The sequence below is a fragment of the Herpetosiphon sp. genome, from assembly GCF_003512625.1.
Classification (GTDB): domain Bacteria; phylum Chloroflexota; class Chloroflexia; order Chloroflexales; family Herpetosiphonaceae; genus Herpetosiphon; species Herpetosiphon aurantiacus.
This window is the reverse complement of sequence record NZ_DOPT01000046.1, coordinates 84,037-102,821: the sequence shown is the minus strand read 5'-3', so window position 1 is coordinate 102,821 and position 18,785 is coordinate 84,037. Positions and strand designations below refer to the sequence as shown.

Annotated in this window: 18 protein-coding genes; 11 read left to right on the top strand and 7 right to left on the bottom strand. The window is 49.3% G+C overall.

The annotated features are described in order from the left end of the window. The first annotated feature begins 216 nt into the window (after window positions 1–216). From DEF47_RS11025 to DEF47_RS11015, 3 genes are read left to right on the top strand one after another with little or no spacing between them, the layout of a single operon-like run. The gene (locus DEF47_RS11025) at window positions 217–1,404 is read left to right on the top strand and encodes a glycine C-acetyltransferase (protein WP_012189841.1); all 1,188 of its coding nucleotides are present in this window, start codon (window positions 217–219) and stop codon (window positions 1,402–1,404) included. 57 nt (window positions 1,405–1,461) lie between these two features. Beyond that, the gene (gene rsfS / locus DEF47_RS11020) at window positions 1,462–1,806 is read left to right on the top strand and encodes a ribosome silencing factor (protein WP_041304449.1); all 345 of its coding nucleotides are present in this window, start codon (window positions 1,462–1,464) and stop codon (window positions 1,804–1,806) included. A gap of 36 nt (window positions 1,807–1,842) precedes the next feature. Then, window positions 1,843–2,037, top strand: coding sequence for a hypothetical protein (locus DEF47_RS11015; protein ID WP_287045130.1), 195 nt, complete (start codon window positions 1,843–1,845; stop codon window positions 2,035–2,037). Between the two features lie 65 nt (window positions 2,038–2,102). Here DEF47_RS11015 and DEF47_RS25275 read toward each other — a convergent pair whose 3' ends face one another. Then, a complete protein-coding gene (locus DEF47_RS25275) occupies window positions 2,103–2,696 on the bottom strand; it encodes a cold-shock protein (protein ID WP_012189843.1) in 594 nt (197 codons plus the stop codon). Window positions 2,697–3,073: 377 nt separating this feature from the next. Between DEF47_RS25275 and DEF47_RS11005 the strand changes: the two genes are divergently transcribed. The 3 genes from DEF47_RS11005 (at window position 3,074) to DEF47_RS10995 (ending at window position 4,938) form a co-directional block, all read left to right on the top strand. Further along, window positions 3,074–3,358, top strand: coding sequence for an isoamylase early set domain-containing protein (locus DEF47_RS11005; protein WP_041304451.1), 285 nt, complete (start codon window positions 3,074–3,076; stop codon window positions 3,356–3,358). A 175-nt stretch (window positions 3,359–3,533) separates the two neighbouring features. Then, window positions 3,534–4,166, top strand: a complete 633-nt coding sequence (locus DEF47_RS11000; protein ID WP_012189845.1) for a hypothetical protein — start codon at window positions 3,534–3,536, stop codon at window positions 4,164–4,166. Then, entirely contained in the window at window positions 4,147–4,938 is a 792-nt protein-coding gene (locus DEF47_RS10995; RefSeq protein WP_012189846.1) for an alpha/beta hydrolase, read from the top strand. The genes DEF47_RS11000 and DEF47_RS10995 overlap by 20 nt, the downstream gene beginning before the upstream one ends. On the opposite strand, the gene DEF47_RS10990 is transcribed toward DEF47_RS10995, so the two are convergent. Continuing rightward, window positions 4,939–6,117: an acyl-CoA dehydrogenase family protein gene (locus tag DEF47_RS10990; protein WP_012189847.1), complete on the bottom strand. Its 1,179-nt coding sequence runs from the start codon at window positions 6,115–6,117 to the stop codon at window positions 4,939–4,941. It lies immediately after the preceding gene. 163 nt (window positions 6,118–6,280) lie between these two features. On the opposite strand from DEF47_RS10990, the gene DEF47_RS10985 reads away from it, so the two are divergent. The 3 genes from DEF47_RS10985 to DEF47_RS10975 all read left to right on the top strand — a co-directional run bounded on the left by DEF47_RS10985 (window position 6,281) and on the right by DEF47_RS10975 (window position 9,866). After that, window positions 6,281–7,111, top strand: a complete 831-nt coding sequence (locus tag DEF47_RS10985; protein ID WP_012189848.1) for a hypothetical protein — start codon at window positions 6,281–6,283, stop codon at window positions 7,109–7,111. A gap of 66 nt (window positions 7,112–7,177) precedes the next feature. Continuing rightward, window positions 7,178–7,855 (top strand): response regulator transcription factor, encoded by a 678-nt coding sequence (locus DEF47_RS10980; RefSeq protein WP_012189849.1) that lies wholly within the window; start codon window positions 7,178–7,180, stop codon window positions 7,853–7,855. Window positions 7,856–7,865: 10 nt separating this feature from the next. Further along, entirely contained in the window at window positions 7,866–9,866 is a 2,001-nt protein-coding gene (locus tag DEF47_RS10975; protein ID WP_012189850.1) for a sensor histidine kinase, read from the top strand. Here the strand turns inward: DEF47_RS10975 and DEF47_RS10970 are convergent. The 3 genes from DEF47_RS10970 to nadD all read right to left on the bottom strand — a co-directional run bounded on the left by DEF47_RS10970 (window position 9,847) and on the right by nadD (window position 12,998). After that, window positions 9,847–10,479 carry a CPBP family intramembrane glutamic endopeptidase gene (locus tag DEF47_RS10970; protein ID WP_012189851.1) on the bottom strand — a complete coding sequence of 211 codons (633 nt, stop codon included), beginning with the start codon at window positions 10,477–10,479 and terminating at the stop codon, window positions 9,847–9,849. The genes DEF47_RS10975 and DEF47_RS10970 overlap by 20 nt on opposite strands. Before the next feature lie 171 nt (window positions 10,480–10,650). Continuing rightward, window positions 10,651–12,174, bottom strand: a complete 1,524-nt coding sequence (gene nadB / locus DEF47_RS10965; protein WP_012189852.1) for an L-aspartate oxidase — start codon at window positions 12,172–12,174, stop codon at window positions 10,651–10,653. Between the two features lie 227 nt (window positions 12,175–12,401). Then, window positions 12,402–12,998: a nicotinate-nucleotide adenylyltransferase gene (gene nadD / locus DEF47_RS10960; protein ID WP_012189853.1), complete on the bottom strand. Its 597-nt coding sequence runs from the start codon at window positions 12,996–12,998 to the stop codon at window positions 12,402–12,404. A 320-nt stretch (window positions 12,999–13,318) separates the two neighbouring features. Here nadD and DEF47_RS10955 point away from each other — a divergent pair, with 320 nt between their 5' ends. Both DEF47_RS10955 and DEF47_RS10950 read left to right on the top strand, forming a co-directional pair. After that, complete coding sequence (locus DEF47_RS10955; protein ID WP_012189854.1) at window positions 13,319–13,957, top strand: hypothetical protein; 639 nt, start codon at window positions 13,319–13,321, stop codon at window positions 13,955–13,957. A 215-nt stretch (window positions 13,958–14,172) separates the two neighbouring features. Then, window positions 14,173–14,922 (top strand): hypothetical protein, encoded by a 750-nt coding sequence (locus DEF47_RS10950; RefSeq protein WP_012189855.1) that lies wholly within the window; start codon window positions 14,173–14,175, stop codon window positions 14,920–14,922. Between the two features lie 158 nt (window positions 14,923–15,080). Here DEF47_RS10950 and DEF47_RS10945 read toward each other — a convergent pair whose 3' ends face one another. Further along, window positions 15,081–17,525: a hypothetical protein gene (locus DEF47_RS10945; RefSeq protein WP_012189856.1), complete on the bottom strand. Its 2,445-nt coding sequence runs from the start codon at window positions 17,523–17,525 to the stop codon at window positions 15,081–15,083. An 18-nt stretch (window positions 17,526–17,543) separates the two neighbouring features. Further along, window positions 17,544–18,785, bottom strand: a 1,242-nt coding sequence (locus DEF47_RS10940) for a choice-of-anchor Q domain-containing protein (protein WP_287045129.1), incomplete at its 5' end; no start/stop codon positions are given.

Here is an 18,785-nt window from a genome sequence, read left to right as displayed (position 1 = left end):
TTTTGAGGTTGACCAAGAGGTTTATCCATCAGCCATCGCTATTCTAGCGCAACAGCATCCCAATACTATTAAAATTTCCTGAGTGGCCTATCTTAATTATATGACGAGGCAGATATTCCATAAGCCGCAGCAACAAATGCCGCTTATGCACTATAATGCATCTGAACCAGATGGCGTTTGGTCATCGGTGCAACTAGCGTGTTATTGGGGGCGATGATGCCGCATTCATTTGAAGCATATCTTGATGAGCAACTGAATAGTTTGCGTGAGCAGGGGGTTTTTCGCACATTGCGCGAATTGCAAAGCCCAACTGGCCCACGCTCAACCATCGATGGCAAATCGGTGATCAATCTCTCATCAAATAATTATTTGGGCTTGGCTAATCATCCCGCCTTGAAAGCCGCCGCAATCAAAGCAATCGAGGAATGGGGCGTTGGTTCAGGCGCAGTTCGCACAATTATTGGCACCATGAGCATCCACGAGGAGCTTGAACAACGCTTAACTGAATTCAAGCATACCGAAGCGGTGTTGGTGCTGCAATCGGGATTTACTGCCAATGCTGCTGTGTTGGGCGTTGTGCTCAACGATGGCGATTTGGTGATCAGTGATGCACTAAATCATGCCTCGATCATCGATGGAATTCGCCTCACCAAAGCGGCGCGGGCGGTCTATCAACACAATGATATGGACGATTTGGAACGGGTTTTGCAGGCCAACCAAGGCAAATATCGCAACACGGTAATTGTGACCGACGGCGTATTTAGCATGGATGGTGATATTGCGCCCTTGCCACGCATCGCCGAGCTAGCCGAGCATTACGGTGCAATCACCATGGTCGATGATGCCCACGCTTCGGGCGTGTTGGGCAAAAATGGCAGCGGCACAGTCAGCCATTATGGCATCAACCATTGGGATATTCAGGTTGGTACGCTTTCCAAGGCAATTGGCGCGGTTGGCGGCTACGTTGCCACATCGAGCAAATTACGCCAATTGATGGAGCATCGCGCCCGACCATTTTTATTCAGCACCTCGCACCCACCAGCGGTTGTTGCCAGCTGTTTGGCGGCCATCAAACTGCTGCAAAGTGCCGAGGGCGAGCAATTGCACCAACAACTTTGGGAAAATACCAAATTTTTCAAGGCTGGGTTGAACAAGCTTGGTTTCAACACTGGCATCTCTGAAACCCCGATTACCCCCGTAATTGTGGGCGATGGAGCCAAGTCGATGCAATTCTCCAATGCGTTGTTCCAAGCAGGCGTATTTGCCCAAGGCATCGCCTTCCCAACCGTGGCGCGAGACAAAGGGCGGGTGCGCACAATCGTCACTGCCAGCCATAGCAACGCCGATCTAGCTGAAGCCCTCAACATCTTCGAACATGTTGGACGGAGCATGCAGCTAATTTAAGGTTTCATGGTACACTGGAAGCAGAAAATACAGTTCTAGAAATGTGGAGGTCCACCTATCGAAGCGCAAGTTCTTGCCCGCCGTGCTGTTGATTTAGCAGACTCGAAGCAGGCAAATGATATTATAATGCTCGACGTTCGCCCATTAGCCACCTTCGCCGATTTTCTGGTGATTTGTACGGCTGGCAATGAGCGGATGGTGCGGGCAGTCGTAAAAGAAATTGATGATCAATTAGTCCAAGAAGGCGCAGCCACCCCCAAAATCGAAGGTTCACCCGAAACTGGCTGGGTTTTGCTCGATTTTGGCGATGTGGTTGTGCACATATTTAGCCCTGAACAACGCGATTTTTACAAGCTCGATAAATTGTGGCAAAAAGCTACGCCAGTTGTCGTTCTTCAGTAATCGGCGGGTCAAGGACGATCACGTGCGAGGTACACCATGAACAAATCTACACAACGCGAACGCTATGTCGTCTTTGCGCTTGGAGCAGCAGCCGGAAGTGCCCTAGGCTTGATTCTCGGTTCGGTCTTAGCTTATTCGTTAGGCGAGGATACGGTTCGAGCAATCGGGCGAGGCTTCCGCCGCCTCACAGGCCGCGACCGGAAACCCAACTTCGAGCTATTTCTTCAATGATAATAACAGCAAGGCCGACTCGTTTGAGTCGGCCTTGCTGTTTGAGTGGATATGCAAAACCCAATTTAGAACTCAAGTGAGTTGGCACGTAAGCCACGATCACTTGCCGAAACACTGACCCGCACGGTATCACCGACTTGCACCCGATTGCTGACATGGTTGAATAGGGTCGAATGAACATAGGCATCGCCGTGGTTATCGCTCAGCGCCACAAACATAAACCGCCCTTGAGGGTCGATATAATCAACCCGCGCATTAAGCACGCCGGTTGGCGCATTGCCGGTAAAGGTGCGATTGCGCTCACGGGGGCCATTGCTCCACTCGCGCCGCTGGCCAGGTTGGCTTGGGCGAGCTGAACCAAAGCGATCACGACGTTCAAATGAGCGTTCGCTGCTATAGCCACCAGCCTCGCGCTGTTCATAAGCACGAATGCGTGGTGTTGGCGGCAAGGCGCTTGTCACCAAAACATCGTTAGCTTCATCACCCTTCATGCCGCGAACCACCACAAAACTAACTTCTTCCCCCTCAACTAACCAGCGTCGTCCATCGCCCAAGGCCCGTCGATGGACAAACAGCGATGCGCCTGCATGGGTTGTGATAAAGCCATACGATTTTTCCGGATCAAACCACGCCACCGTGCCAGTACTACGCTCATTCATGACCCATGTCTCCATGTTGTATTGGTGCTCGCCATAGCCATATGACGAATCAGGATTTATATTGATACAAAGTATCATTAAATGTAAAGCTTGTCAAGCGTATAGAGCATGCTGAATTTGCACACATCAAAGCAGGCCAAATTACACCAACTCAATTCCTCGCAGAGGTGATCGCCTTCACCTGGCTAGCAAGGATCATGGTTAGCTCTTTAGTCCTGTTTTGCAGCTAGCGTTATGGCCTAGATTTCTTAGGAAACGCCAATACTTTGGGTATTGATCTTGCTTCTAAAGCCATGTAGGATAGAGTTACAAGGATTCGGACGCAGAGGAAATGCAACGGAGCCGTTGTATTTTGGAATGCACAAAGGAGTGCCATAATGCTGAAGAAACGCCTCGAGGGTACGGTCGTGCGGGTAACCTTCAACATCCCAGCCCCACTCACCGCCCAGACGATCACACTTGTTGGCGAGTTCAATAATTGGAGCGAAACCGCGACCCCGCTGTTGCGCTCTGGGGAAGGCTGGAGTACCACCATGGATCTGCCACCCAATCACAGTTACCAGTATCGCTATCTTGCCGATGGACGCTGGCTGAACGATTGGAGCGCTGATCGTTACGAGCCAAACGAGTTTGGCGGTGCGAATTCGGTGGTTTACACTTAAACCAGCCACGAACGACGAGGCATCAATGAGGATGGCTCGTTGTTTTATTGTTCTCAATAGGTGTTATATTGACACAAAGTCACTCAATCGCATATGATAGCAACAGGTTTGATTTTGCGTATCAAGCTTAATCAAGCCTGTTGTTTTGCTTGCTAGTTAAAAAGGATAGATTGCCATGCTCGATCTCCACCCAAGCTTTGAACGTGCTACCACCGATGCTGTGGCCCATTTCACCCCTTTGATCGAGGTGATCGCCGCGATTGCCCATGGCGATGCCACCCGCCGCGCTGAGGTCGAATTTTTGTTGCCACAAATTGATAATAATGGCTGGCAAATTCAGGCAGCAGTTGAAGCTATTTGGGCTGGCGAACGCAATTTTAGCCAACTCAGCGCTGGCCTCGACACCAATAGCGCGGCGATTGTGCAAGCAATTTTGGTCGCCGTTAGCCAAACGCCTGATCCAGAGGAAGCGCGTTTGTCCAAGCTGATCGGCGAATGGCGACCAATTATTTTGACCGTCGCTGCTGCTCATTTTGGGGTTCAGCATGCCTATACTGATCTCGATGGATTTTTGCCCCAGCTTGAAGCTCAGGCTCAATGGCAAACTCTCGCTCAACGACTACGATTGCTCGTAGCAGGTGATACCAACCGCCAACGGCTCTTGGCAGATCTTGACACAACTGATACCGTTATCATGCAGGCAATTTTCCATGCGCTGGATGATCAAGCAACAACCTTGCAACTAATTCGCGAGGAACGGGATCGGGCTGCGGCCCAAGAGGAAGCCCATGAGCAACAACAGGCTTGAATATTGGCAATACTTGCCGAAAAAGCCGCTCTATCAACGACCTTTAGTGCTGCTCCACGGCGCTTGGCATGGCGCTTGGTGCTGGCAAAACGCCGCCCACGACTTCGCTGAACGTGGGTTTGAGGTGCATACACTCAGTTTGCGCGGCCACGGTGGCAGCAGTATGCCTCGATTGTTTAACTTGGTTGGGCTACAACATTACATCGACGATTTACTAGCGCTGGTTGATACTCTTCAGCCAGCGCCAATTGTGGTTGCTCACAGCCTTGGCGGCTATGTGTTACAGCATGCCTTGCTCCAGCGCCAATTGCCAGCAGCGGTATTACTGGCTAGCATGCCCCAAACTGGGGCATTGGGTTTCACCTTGCGCACTATCAGCAATCAACCAAACGTGGCTTTACGCACGTTGTTGACCGCCGACGGGTTTAGTTTTGTGCGCACGCCAGCCTTAGCCAAAGCCCTCTTTCTCCGTGATAACGCTTCCGCCAGCCAAGCTCAGGCACTGCACAGCCAACTAAACAGCGAATCGATCAAGGTTTTGCTCGATGCACTCATGCATAAACCTGAGCCAAGCAAGATTAAAACCCCCATTATGGTAATTGCGGCTGAACGTGATCGCGCATTTACTCTGGCGGAACAGCGTTCATTAGCCAATGCCTATCAAGCACCATTGATCGTCGTGCCACAGGCCGCCCACGATTTGATGTTTGACCCAGCTTGGCCCTTAGTCGCCGATGCGATCGAAGGCTGGGCCAGTCGCCATCAAAAATAGTTATTCAACCAACCACGCACCCAAGCCAACCAAGGCTGCATCCATCGTCGGCGGATGAAACAAACCAGCTCGCACATCACGGGCATAGCGCTCTAAGGCCAAATCCGGCGAGAGCGAAGCGCCACCAACCACAATCATGGCTTGCTCAACTGCGGCGATCGCATGCTCAATCGCTGTGGCTTTGGTTGTGGCAATTAGTGGCCGCAAATTATTACGTTCGGAAGGCGCTTGTTCCCACAATTGAGCGGTTTGGTAGAGCAAACTTCGCGCACTCAACAATAATTGCTCGACCTTACCAAGCTGGCGTTGAATCGATTCCAGTTCGCTAATCGCTTTGCCAGCCAAGGCGGTTGGGCGACGTTCACGGGCATAATCGCGGGCGGCATCACGCGCTGCTTGGGCAATTCCCAAATAGACCGCCGCCATATTCAGTTGAAACCATGCCCCAGCATTGTTGCGGCTTGGATCAACCAGCCCAGGCTGGCGACGCTGCACAAGATTCGCCTCAGCCACAAACACAGCATCAAGCACAATATCGTCATTGCGAGCCGCCCGCATCGCCGTGCCATTCCAAGTTGGCTCAATCGTAATCCCTACTTGTTTAAGATCGACCAAAAAAATCGCCGTATCGCTGGTATCAGCAATCGTCGCGCTAATTAGGGCGTGGGTCAGGGCTGGCGCACCAGTTGTATAGATTTTGCGGCCATGCAACAACCAACCACCCTCGACCTGCCGCGCAACCGTCGCAAACAAACCACCACGGGCAGGGCTGCCCATTTCGCGTTCGCTGGCCGCCGAATTGAGCACTATCGACTGATCGACCACCAAACGGCTAATCCGTTCGATTTGGCTTGGCTGCCACGCGCCACCTTCGATAATTCCCCCAAGCACATGAATCGGCATGGCCATCACCAAGGCTAGCGAGCCATCGCCATAGGCCAATTGCTCTTGAGCCAAAATTGCCTCAAACAAGCTTGCACCATGGCCGCCGAATTCCGCTGGAACGCTCAAGGCCTGATACCGAGCAGCAAAAAAGGCTGATAAATGCTCAAAGGGAAAGCTCGCAGCTTGATCATGCAAGCCAGCACTTGGTTTAATCAACGCCGCCAAATCCTGCCCAAGTTGCACAAAGCCGCGCTGACGTTCAGTCAAGCCGCGATGCAGTAAATCTATCGTCATTGGTTAATTCCTCAATTAATTGTTGCCCTTCAAAAGCTTAGCACAAACCAATGGTCACTCATCAAATTATTAACTTAGCAGTGATGATTGTCGAATTTGTATCACAATCGTTTTTTATAGTACTGCCATTGAAACCAATTAGCGGTTGACAAGGAGTTCGGACATGCGTAAACATTTAGCGGTGGCTGTTGGGGTAGTATCGTTGGCCTGTGGTGGCTATCTCTGGACGAACAACACTGCGGCCTTTGCTGCCAATAAAAACGATCAGCCAGCCGAAACCATCACGATCAGCTCAAATCCTGAAGAAGTTACAATTGAATGCAATATGGCTGGCGGTGAAGGAATGTTCATGCCTACAATGCACGGCGAAATCGCAGCGAGCACCCACGCAAGCCACATGCCCGCCATGGCAGTGCATAAACCGCTGGTTAGTGGCACATTACATCATCGTAGCGCCGCTGGCGCATCAGCCGATCCGCTTGCAATAACCAGCCAAATCAGCAGCACACACGTGACCAAGCCATTTGCCATGCTAGGTAATGCTGATGCTGAATCAAGCGATTGTGGTATCGCAGTACCAGTTGGGATCGATTGGTTTGAATTGGCTGCTGAAACGATTGGCGTTAGCAGCGATGAACTGCTGGCTGGGATTGAGAATGAAGTTAGCATCGCCGATCAAGCCGCCGCCAAGGGTGTGAGCAAACAAACCGTGATCGATGCAATCGTGGCTGCCGAAACTGCCAACATCAATCAACTGGTAATCGATGGTCAACTTAGTGCCGAAGATGCGGCATTATTTACCGCCGATCTGCCCGAAATGATCGAGCATTTCGTCAGTACTGCGTCGCATTTCATTCCAAGCGAAGGCGTTGCATGCGTCATGGTTGAACTTGATGAATCGGGCACCAGCACAACTGAAGAAGCAGTTGACTGCGAAGCAATCGAAGCTGTGCCCGCGCTACCAGTCGCACCAACCACCGATTCAAGTCGTTAGATCGCATGGCTGGTTGCAACATTCACCACGCCTGCAACCAGCCTTAATCCACACCAAGGAAGCAGCATGGCCGCGACAATCATCATTATTGAAGATGAAGAACGGATTGCCCATTGGATGCAGTTGTATCTTGAGCAAGCGGGCTTTACAACCTATTTGGCCAGCGACGGCCTAGCAGGCTTGGCTTTGGTGCAGCAACACCAGCCAAGTTTAGTCGTTTTAGATCTGATGTTGCCCAAATTGGATGGCTTAGCGGTCTTCAAGACGATTCGCCAAACTAGCAATACGCCAATTATTATGGTAACTGCGCGTAGCAGTGATGAAGAACGAATCCATGGCTTGGAGCTTGGCGCTGATGATTATGTTGGCAAGCCCTTCAATGCTCGCGAATTGGTGGCGCGAGTGCGGGCGGTTTTGCGGCGCAGCCAGCCAATTCAAGCTAGCCAAATGTTGAAACGCGGCCCGATCGAATTGGATTTGGAGCAACATTCATGCACCGTCAATCAGCAACCTGTCGAATTGAGCAAAATTCAATTGGCCTTGCTGGCGACATTTATGCGCCATCCCAACCAAATTCTCAGCCGCGAACAGTTGCTTGAAGCCGTATTTGCTGGCGATTATGCTGGCTTTGATCGTTCGCTTGATGCGCATATCGCGCGTTTGCGCCAACGGATCGAACATGATCGCACCAATCCACAGTATATTGTGACGGTGTATGGACTTGGCTATAAATTTGTTGATTAGGTAGGGTGTTATGGGCAAATCGTTACGCTGGAAATTAGGGGCAGCATTTGGCTTGGTGATTAGCGCAACCCTCTTGTTGAGCGGGCTAAGCGCATATTTGCTCACGACTCAACGCTTTGATATTTTTGTGGGCGACCAAAGCCAATTGCGCACCGAACAGCTTGCGCCATGGCTCGAAGCCAGTCATGCCTATAACGCTGATTGGTCGGCAATATCAACCTTATTGCGGCAAAGCGAAAATTTGAGCCAAACCCACACCCTGAGCCTAGCCCCAGCCATTTTCAGTATTGACAGCGGACAACTCTGGCAGGATAGCGCCGAGGTCATTGGCATTAGTCCTGAGCATTTGCAAGGCGAGGTTGGTAGCGGCGGCAGCATCGAGAGCGTCGCATTAGCGCATAATGTCGATCCTGAGGCGTTGATCGTGAGCCTTGAGCAAGCCCAACTGCCAATGACCACCATCCCGACGACCATGGCCGTGGTCGGAGCCACGCCAACTGGCGCTGGCATCGACTTACAATCGCAAATTCGCTATTTTGTTGAATATCAAACCAGCCCCGATTGGCTCAGCCTAATTCAAAAACAACTGAATGCTAGCCCCGCTGAAATTCAACAAAGCTTGCAACACCCCCAAGGCTTCGTGGCACTAGCTCAGCGCTATCAAAGCGAGCCACGGCTGCTCGTTCAGGCCATTGTTGAGGCCGAACTGGCACGCCTAAAATCCATGTCGAGCATTCCAATCAGCAGCATTTTGAATGAACTCCCGCTGATCGCCCAATCAGCCTGGAGTTTTATCGATCCTCAAGGCCTAGCGCAGCCAAATAATAGCCGAATGGGGCTGCTGCATCATGACAGCATGTTGCTGCAATGGGAATTACAAGCGCTCCTGCATGGCGATGAACGGCTGATTATTCTCGATCCAATGGGCAATGTGAGTTATGACAGCGCTCAGCAACTCAATAACGATCAGCAACTAGACAACGATTTGCGCCAGCATGCCGTGCCACTTTATGATTTAATCAGCAACCAACCAATTGGCTCAGCCCTGATTGTGACTGGCACGCACGCGTACACCGAGCATCAAGGGGCATTTTTGCGTAGCACTGGACAGGCCTTGGTGATGAGCGGTGGTATCGTCGGAATGATCGTTTTGGCCTTAGGGTTTGTCTTGGTTCGCACCATTACCGCGCCAGTTTTGGCATTAATCCAAGCCACTAAGCAAATTATCGCCGGCAATTGGCAAACGCAAGTGCCAATCCGGTCGCACGATGAGCTAGGCCAAATGAGCAAGGCCTTCAATCATATGGCCAATTCACTGGCCCAACAGCGCATGTTACAAACCCGCCTAATTCACGATTTGACCCATGAATTGCACACTCCACTCAGCGTAATTCAGCTTGAAATGGAAGGCTTGGCCGATCAATTACAAAGTGCCGATGAAGCTGCTCGCCATGTTGAGCATGAAATTAAATTGATTGTTAGCTTGCTCGATGATTTGACCTTGCTGCTCAAAACCGAATCACACAGCCTAGAATTTAACCAAGAAGCATTAGATGTTGAGCAATTGCTCCACGAAACCCATCAACGTTGGCAACAACCAGCGCTCAATGCAGGCATCCAATTGAAACTTAGCATCGAGCAACCACTCCCCAAGATCGCTGTTGATCGCACGCGGATTGTGCAGGCCTTGGGTAATTTGCTGAAAAATGCGATTCGCCACACGCCAGCCAATGGCACGATCAGCATCAGTTGTAGTAGCGATCAGTCATCGATCAACCTAAGCATCCACGATACTGGCGAGGGAATTGCGGCTCATGATTTGCCGCATATTTTTGAGCGTTTCTATCGGGCCGATGCCTCGCGCAACCGCGATACAGGCGGGCGGGGCTTGGGTTTAGCGATTGTCAAGCAAATTATCGAGGCTCATGGCGGCACAATTGAGGTGAGCAGCACACTTGGTCAAGGCAGCAATTTCCAAATATCGTTACCAATTAACCCAAGCCTCGACTGAAAAAATAGTGGCCCAAGCCAACCGTAAACATCAAATTGCCATACAACGCATGCTCCAAACACACCAAACGCAACGAGCGGGTTTGGCGATAGGTATCAGCAAATAGCCAACCGCCAATCAGGGTCAACAGCACAGCGTAGGGATTACGAAAAATAATATGCGCCCAGCCAAACAGCATAGCACTGAGCAGCAGCAGCCAACGCTCATTCAACAAATCGCGGTAGCGCTCGAAAAACAAACCACGAAAGACCAATTCTTGAATGTAGACCGAAAAGATCGGGTAGACTAACAGAATCGTGAGCCAAAGCCAAGGCTGTTGGCGCGGCAAATTGAATAAATTGGCTGGTTGCCAAAACCACACTAACAGCACCGCCAACAGACTGGCCAAGCCAAAACGTTGCAGCAAACGCCAAAACTGAGCTTGTTCGAGCGGATTAAACCACCCTTGCCAAAGCCCAATTGGCACTGCTCGCCGCCGCAACCAAAACCACGCCCCAAGCGCCGCCAAACCCAGTACCCCAAACCACCAACGGGCTGGCACAACAAAGCGCAGCACCAACGGCACGAGGCCAAACAAAACCAGCATTTCAAGCCACAGCCACCAACGCCGCATACAGTCCCATCCTATCCTTTAGCAATTACAAGCAATAAAACATTGATCATGCCTGTTTTACCTACCCAAACCAAGTGCTAAAGTGCTAGCAAATAATGAACATGTATGGCAATAATTAAATACAAAATGGTGGATCAAGTTTGATCCACCATTCTCGCTGTAAATAAATAATTAGCCTTGCTTCAAGACCAAGTAGCGTTGCCAAACCTCGCGGGTTTCAGTGAAATCGCGGCGGGCATGCGCTCCACGGCTTTCCTCGCGCAATAAGGCGGCATAGGTCAACAGGGTTGCGGTTACCAACAAATTAGCATCTTCATACTCGCGAACAGTGGCTGGCTCGGCTTGGGCATCACGCCAAGCAACCAACTGCCGCAAGGCCGAACCCAAACCATCGGCTTCGCGCACAATGCCCACATTGCGCCACATCAGGCGTTGCAAAGCAGCCCGACTAAATGGCGTATCATCGGCTTCGGCGGCCATGGTGATCGCTTGGGTCGTTTGGGGAAAGGTTGGTGCTTCGATTGGGCCATCAGGAGCTTCAATCACCCGTTTGGCCCAAACCAACACCTCGAGCAAGGAGTTCGAGGCCAAACGGTTGGCTCCATGCACGCCTGTCATCGAAACTTCGCCAACCGCAAATAAATTGGGCACGCTGGTGCGGCCATGCAAATCGGTGACCACGCCGCCAGTCATGTAGTGAGCAGCAGGCGCAACCGGAATTGGTTCTTTGGTAATATCCAAGCCATGGCTGCGACAGACTTTGGCAATCGTAGGGAAGCGCAACAGCACCAAATCGGCTGGCAAGTGCGTCACATCAAGATAGACATGATCAGCATCGGTTGAAACCATTTCGGCGGCAATCCCCCGTGCAACCACATCACGTGGCGCTAATTCAGCATCGGGGTGCAATTTGAGCATAAAGCGTTCGCCTGCCACATTGCGCAAAAAGCCGCCTTCGCCGCGCACTGCCTCGGAAATCAAAAAGCCAGGTGCGCCAGCCAACCGCAAAGCCGTTGGGTGAAATTGGAAGAACTCCATATTTGAGACACCCGCACCAGCGCGATAGGCCAAGGCTACGCCATCGCCAGTGGCGACAGTTGGGTTGGTTGTAGCTTGGAATAATTGGCCAGCCCCACCAGTTGCTAGCACAATCCGCTTGGCGCGAACCTCGCCGCGCTCGCCAGTCCGCGCATCAAGCGTTCGCACACCAACCGCTTGGCCGTTTTCTAGCATAATTTCGGTGGCTAAAGTCCAAGCCCGCACATCAACATTGGTATTCGCAACCACGCCTGCCAAGGTTGTTTCGATCGCTGCGCCTGTTGCATCACCACCAGCGTGCAAAATGCGGCGTTCGGAGTGGGCGGCTTCACGAGTCAGAGCGATTGCACCATCGTGGGTATCAAACGGCACACCCAAATTGATCAACTCGTGCACCCGCGCTGGGCCTTCTTCGCACAAAACGCGCACGGCTGCTGGATCGCTGATGCCAGCGCCAGCGACCAAAGTATCTTCAATGTGCAATTCGGGCGAATCGTGCTCACCAATCGCGGCGGCAATTCCACCTTGGGCATAGCGCGTGTTACATTCCTCAACTGCCTCTTTGGTCACCAACACAATTTTGAGATTATGTTGAGCAGCAAGTTGGGCAGTGTATAAACCAGCGATGCCTGAGCCAACAATAATATAATCGTTCATAGAACGGGTAAATCCTTTCGTGATGAAACACCAGGATATATGTTCTTGATTCTATAGCTGAAAGATTAGGATTCTCCACCCTTCCGTCCCGCCTCAAGGCGGGAAACGCAGGGGGTCTTCATCCCCCTGCACCCACTAAAGGGCAACCATCAGAAGCTGATCGAATTCAGATCTATCTTCGGTAAGATTGTAGGCAAGAACATATAAACCGTAGGTTAAGCGCTACATTAAGCAAGATAGAGCTGTTGCTGGGCAATATAGCTGGCAACAGCATCAGGGACGAGATAGCGCACAGGCAAGCCAGCCTGCAAGCGACTACGTAATTCAGTCGCCGAAAGATCCATACGTGGGCCTTGAATCCGCACGCTGCGCTTGGCTAGCTCTGGAAATTGATCAAGCAAGGCTGGCCAATCCAACTCAAAGCCAGGTCGTTCTAAAATGGCAAAATGGGCCAATTGAACTAAATCGTGGGCAGCATGCCAACGCGACAGAGTCGCCAAACTATCCGAGCCAACAATCAGCCACCACTCAATATGAGGTTGATCCTGGTGCAGCGTTTGGATGGTATCGATGGTGTAAGAAACGCCACTACGCTCAACTTCGATCGTGGAAACCGAAAAGGCTGGATTATCAGCAATCGCCAGTTTAGTCATGGCCAGGCGCTGGTAGGCCGAGCTAAAGTGTTGTTGCTTCAAGGGCTGTTGAGCCGTTGGAATAAACACCACCTGACTTAAACCCAAGACCACCCGCGCCTCTTCGGCAATCGCCAAATGCGCAAAATGAATTGGGTCGAAGGTTCCGCCCAAAATCCCAACCCGTTGCATAGCCATTCCTTCTTTAATAGTCAATATGACACCAAGTGCAGAGTAGTATAGCGCGATTCTGCTTTTTGTCAATATCACACTAATGGAAGGCAAAAATCAGAAGGCAAAAATCAGAAGGCAAAAATCAGAAGGCAAAATTGAAGGCACGATAAAATAGGCGAGAGAGATCGGGATAAATTTAAAAACTAGGGCTATGTTCCTAGATTGAGGTAATTAAAGAGCAAAATCAGGCTTGACGCTGGATTTTGAATGTAGTATATACAGTAGACATGTGTTAGGCACTGGTGCGAAGCGCGGTTTTAGCTTGCTGGAGTACAACTATGACTGATGCAATTGAGCAATTAGCCAGCAAACTCTCAGTTGAGAACACAGAGATCGAGGATTTTCTTCAAGAGTTAAGTGTTCGGTTTGATCAATCAGTCACGGCAGAAGAGGTGTTAGGGTTGATCGAACCATTTAAGAAAATTTTCAGTTTCGCTACTCTTACTCAGCATATAGAACAAAAATTAATAAATAACTATATACATAAAAATAATCACTTAATTAATGAATTCAAAAACAAGAAACTTGATAATATAAATTTATTTAAATCAAGAATTATTTTATATAATAAGATAACAAATTATTCTAACAAGGATATCTTTGAACTACATATATTCCTTAATAAAAATCGTTATATTACTGACTTGCACCTCAAAGATACAATTACTTATCTATCAAAAATGAATATAGTCCAAACCTACACTTTTGAGTATATTCAGCTAGTTGCAAAGTTTCGAAAACCAAACTTCCCGTTTAAGAATCCAGATCTATTAATAAACAACATTTTCTATAAAACAGGATTAAAGATTAATATTCAACAACTATTAAGTATAGTAGAAAATTACAACACAGCCTTCGAGTTTCTTGATTATTGCTATATATATATATTTATATATTATAAAATTTACATCACGTAAAAAATATCCCTAAATATTTATTACGCATACCAAAGAGATTTGAATCTTTCAAAGCTTCTCTAGATCAATCTAGTAATAATAGATTATCAAATAATTCAAATCCCATAAATAAAAACCTTGAAATCATTGAAACCAAAAATACTACTTCGATTTTAGCAAGCTACTTTAATAAGCTCTATGTCAAAAATGATCACTTTTTATTAGATAGAGTAAGTATGTTATGGAAAGACATTACTTCAAATAAACGAGAATATGCGATTCCATCTCAAGGGATTTTAGTTATTGAAACAGAAAATGATATAGCAGAGTATACGTATCTTAAATCTTTAAGGTTCATTCAAGAAGGTTTTTATGCACCTAGTATTAAAATAGAATTATATTTTCATATACCCACAATAAAATATGATACCGTTGAGAATGTTATTATTCAAAAAGATAGTTCAATTACAGGTTTCATCGACAAGATTAACAATCAAGGCTATATAACTATGCTCAGATATCTACTTATTGCCACATATCATGCTCTTGTTGTGCCTGAAACTAGTAAGCCGACGCATGGATCAAGATATTCTTACAGAGGTCAGAGCAGCAACAATTATTATAGTGATTCGCGCAGATCATTGCCTAGAACAAAAGGGGAATCCAATCGGGTAAGTATTCATAATTGGCATCAAAGTCTATCAAAATCACAGCATATAGTTGTCGCACATAAACGATTTATTGAGGATGGTTACGATGCACCCCATGATAAATATCTACAAGCCAAAGCAGCAGGGGTTATCCTTGAGTTGGGTTATACATGGGTTCAAGAACACACACGAGGCGGTATAGATTCACATCCAAATAATAATCAAGCTCTAGTAACAAGATTTGAAACACCAGTATCCGTTACCAGTAATATACGAAAATGCTTACCCTCGGCCTCAGCTTCATTGCAACAACCCAAACCCAAAAAAAGAAGATAGTAGAGATGTGGATATGGTAATGAATTATCAGTCACTTAGCGACAATGCAATTACCTGCATCGCGTGACAACACTCATAGCACACGATGCAGGTAGATTTCGTCTCCGTCCAGCCCAGCTTAACGCATTAGCAAACGCCGCAGGCAGTTCGATCAGGGCTTACTCTATTACCAAAACTCCACCGCTATCGCTCATTTGCGAGCCACCTTGGCTGATACTGACATTATTGCCATTGCGCTGGACGGTGTAGCCCGTGTTTGGTTGCAATCCTGTGATTAATTGCAGGTTGGCAGCGTTCGCGGTGCTATATTCGATTGTGGCAAAAGCCTGATCAAGATTAATTGGGAAGAGCACCACCTGCGAGCCAATTTGTGCCCCAGCATAATTGCCAGAACTAGCCTGAATGAGGCTGACGTTGGCTGGCGTGACTCCACTGTTAGCAGCTTGCAATACCTGCAAAAAGCGTACATCCTGTGGGTTGCCAGGAGCATCAATTCGCAATCGCACTTTCATGGGGTCGTCGCTGGCCGCAGTATTCTCCGATTGTTGGTCGGCAATGTTGACGGCGCTTAATGTCGCACCCGCTGGCAATAAACTGGTTACATTCAACGTCTGTCCACCAGCAGTTGTCATCGTAGCGCGGTTGCCGTTAACGGTTGCTGGTGTGGGCAATTGTAGCCACCAGCGTTTGAAGCGGTTGGCGGTTTGCGATGTGCCACGATCATAGGTCACAATCGTGTCGGGTTTGAGCCAGACAATCGAACGACTAGCGTGGCTAATATCGGTCGTTGCCTCGTTTTCGCTATTGTAGAGGTTGGTTGCATCGCCCAAAGCATAGGTAAAACGGCTATCAAGGCTATGTGCAACTAAGTTTGGATCACCAGTTGGCACTAAATTCCATTGTGAGCCACGTTGCCATAGATCGATCCGCCAATCGGATGGATCACGATCAGGCTGATCATTTTCGAGTGCGATCAGGTTGCGAAACTCGGAGCTGGCGATGCCCTCGGCGATATCAGCGTAGCCAGTGCGAGCTTTGGTTAGCCATTCGCCGTTGCGAAACCACTCAAAATGATTGCCATCGGCCTGTTGATGGTCGATAAAATTCCAACTTAGGCTGAAATTGAACCAACCTGTATCATCGGCCCAACTGGTACGCGAGAAAATTTTGTGCATGCCTTCAGCGTAGAAATCCAGCGGTAGGCTTGGCCGTGGGTCGCTTGCCACAGCAGCCGTCGGATCAAACAGCATGAAATAGATAATGGCATCGCGAAAATCATTGGGGTTGCCAACTCGTTCGATCAAGCCCTCAGCTCCACCTGGCGGGGTGACGGTTTCGATCCAGCGCACTTTGGCCAAACGGGCAGCATTGCCAGTCCGTTGATCGTAAATCCCCAATGAACCAAAGGCATTGATAAAATCGACCAAGTGATAGCTCTGGGCATCGCCATACCAGGCTGGCTGATAGACCAAACCATGATTAGGATCTTCGGTTGGGTTGGAACTCAACGAGTGTAAGTAGCTGGTAACAAAATCATCCCAAAATGGATTTTCGGTCAGTTTGCAGTGCGGGCCACAGGTATCTTTGCCTGCGGTTTGCAAAGCCAACAGAAATTGAATCGCATAGCTGGCGGTTTGTGGGCTATACTCAAAGCCTTCCGGCAATAGGCCACCCTTGCTATCGGTACGGGTCAGATGATCAAAAATATACAGCCAAGCACCGGTGGCGTTGTTCAAATAATCGCGCAGTTGATTATTTGGGTCGTCATTGGCATCAAATGCTAGTGCCATCATGCCCAAATTGCGCATATGGGCCACAAAATAGTTATTGCCAGACCAACGTACTTGAGCTGTATCGGCAATCAAACTTGGATCGTTGATCACGCCAACTGGCTCGGGATGATGATAGGCACGTTGGACAATTTCATCTGACCAGCGTAAAAAGACCCCGCGAATCGCCGCTTTATCGCTAGCACTCAAGACTGGGTAAATCCAATCGACGACCAAGGGAAAGGCCTCGCCATGCCAACGGGCGCGGTTTGAATCCTCGGTAAAAAAGCGTGGGCTACGAAATGGCGGGTAGCCTGTCGATTGAGTTTCAGGGCACAGATAATCATCATTTTCAGCTGGGCCTTGCGCCGCAATATTAATGATGTACATCAACAGGGTTCGCGCTCGTTGCGCATAATCGGCGCGAGCCGCCTCATTGGGATCAATCAACGACATAAAAGCGAAGAGTTCAGCATACATTTCGGTTGGAAACTCTTCGTATTCGGTGCTGCCACAATCACGGATTGGCACATCGCCAGCATCCATGGTAATTTTGGCCTCTTCAGCCACCAACTTCAAGCCATCACGATACATTGGGTTGGAATCACTGGCCCACGCTCGCAATCGCGGCAAATCGGCTTGAGTTAGCCATAAACGTGGGTGAGCATTCGGATCACCGGTCATGATCACTGGCAAACTGGTTTTGGTTGAATCGGGCGGCAAATTGGTGGCCTCGCCGCTCACACTGGTTACGGCAGGGTTCGTGGGCGCTGGAGCAGCCACCCCACAGCCGACCAGAATCATCAGCAAGATCAAACTTGAAATACGTCGCATAGGTTCCTCCACAATCAATTAACGGATTGCTAATGGCAAATAAACTTGGGGTAATTGCACCGCCGCTTCGACCGCGCCAACATCACAGCCAGCCACTCGTGTCGCGCCCCGTTGATCAGTCGTTGGACAAAGATTAGGATCGGCACTATCAATTAATGGGCTGCCCGTCAGCGGCGTATAAACTGGCATGGCCACGCGCCCGCCATTCACTTGGAGCGCCGAAAGCAGCAGATTATTGGTATTTTGCTGATCGCTGGCCGTATCGAGCCCAGCGCATGTACCATCGCTAAAATTGAAGCCCAACGATTGGACAGCGCTGCCGCCACAATTATTGCTAGCGCCAGCCACGACACTATTGCCAATTTGAATAATGCCTGGTTGCTCACTGGTCAGCGGCGAATCCTCGTACCATTCGTTGCCAGCCAAAGCGGTGTTGTTGTAAAAAGTGCTGTTGGTAATCACCGCATAACGCGCTTTGTGATAAAGGCCACCACCAAATTGATCGGCCTGATTTTCGGCGACTGTCACGTTGGTCAGGGTCAAGTTGTCGTCGGAATTTTGGTAGATTGCGCCACCATGGCCAGCACTTGCTTGGTTACGAATTAGGCTAGCATTGCTGATAAACAGTGTGCCGCTAGAATGGTAAATTGCTCCACCGCCATTTGTGCCAGTTGCTTGATTCGCCTCGATCAATAGATCGACGAGTTCGGCGTGTGTACCATAGCTACTAATTGCGCCACCCTCATCGGCCTGATTGCCCAGCAGGCGTGAGCGTTTGAGCAACAAGCGCCCACCGCTATTCCAAATTGCGCCGCCAGTGCCACTAACCGTGTTGGCTTGCAATAAACTATCGGTGATCGTCAGTCCGCCAGTGTTTTCGAGCGCACCGCCATAACCACCAGTATTTTCGAGAAAGTTGCTATAACGAATGGTTGCTGAGGCTTGAGTGTGAATGAAGATCGCACCGCCATCACGGGCTTGATTGCGATAAAAACGGCTGTTGGTGATCGTGGTTGGGCCAACGCTATAAATCGCTCCCCCAAATGAAGTAACGGTGTTGGTCGGAGCTATATTGGCAGTAAAATCGCTATTGTCAATAGCCAAATCGCAGCCATCGTTATAAATCGCGCCGCCCGAAGCTGAGCGATTGCCCTGAAAACTGCTATTGCGAATCGTTAAACTACCGCCGCTGCCTTGAAAGCAATAGATCGCCCCGCCTTGATCGGTTGCTTGATGATTTTTGAGAATCACCTTATCGAG

Coding starts and splice junctions, on each gene's coding strand:
- DEF47_RS10970 (WP_012189851.1), bottom strand. CDS start 10,479: ATGCGGCGTTGGTGGCTGTGGCTTGAAATGCTGGTTTTGTTTGGCCTC.
- DEF47_RS25275 (WP_012189843.1), bottom strand. CDS start 2,696: ATGAATGAGCGTAGTACTGGCACGGTGGCGTGGTTTGATCCGGAAAAA.
- DEF47_RS11005 (WP_041304451.1), top strand. CDS start 3,074: ATGCTGAAGAAACGCCTCGAGGGTACGGTCGTGCGGGTAACCTTCAAC.
- nadD (WP_012189853.1), bottom strand. CDS start 12,998: ATGCAACGGGTTGGGATTTTGGGCGGAACCTTCGACCCAATTCATTTT.
- DEF47_RS10975 (WP_012189850.1), top strand. CDS start 7,866: ATGGGCAAATCGTTACGCTGGAAATTAGGGGCAGCATTTGGCTTGGTG.
- DEF47_RS10980 (WP_012189849.1), top strand. CDS start 7,178: ATGGCCGCGACAATCATCATTATTGAAGATGAAGAACGGATTGCCCAT.
- DEF47_RS10955 (WP_012189854.1), top strand. CDS start 13,319: ATGACTGATGCAATTGAGCAATTAGCCAGCAAACTCTCAGTTGAGAAC.
- DEF47_RS10990 (WP_012189847.1), bottom strand. CDS start 6,117: ATGACGATAGATTTACTGCATCGCGGCTTGACTGAACGTCAGCGCGGC.
- DEF47_RS11025 (WP_012189841.1), top strand. CDS start 217: ATGCCGCATTCATTTGAAGCATATCTTGATGAGCAACTGAATAGTTTG.
- DEF47_RS10945 (WP_012189856.1), bottom strand. CDS start 17,525: ATGCGACGTATTTCAAGTTTGATCTTGCTGATGATTCTGGTCGGCTGT.
- DEF47_RS10950 (WP_012189855.1), top strand. CDS start 14,173: ATGTTATGGAAAGACATTACTTCAAATAAACGAGAATATGCGATTCCA.
- nadB (WP_012189852.1), bottom strand. CDS start 12,174: ATGAACGATTATATTATTGTTGGCTCAGGCATCGCTGGTTTATACACT.
- DEF47_RS11015 (WP_287045130.1), top strand. CDS start 1,843: ATGAACAAATCTACACAACGCGAACGCTATGTCGTCTTTGCGCTTGGA.
- DEF47_RS11000 (WP_012189845.1), top strand. CDS start 3,534: ATGCTCGATCTCCACCCAAGCTTTGAACGTGCTACCACCGATGCTGTG.
- DEF47_RS10995 (WP_012189846.1), top strand. CDS start 4,147: ATGAGCAACAACAGGCTTGAATATTGGCAATACTTGCCGAAAAAGCCG.
- DEF47_RS10985 (WP_012189848.1), top strand. CDS start 6,281: ATGCGTAAACATTTAGCGGTGGCTGTTGGGGTAGTATCGTTGGCCTGT.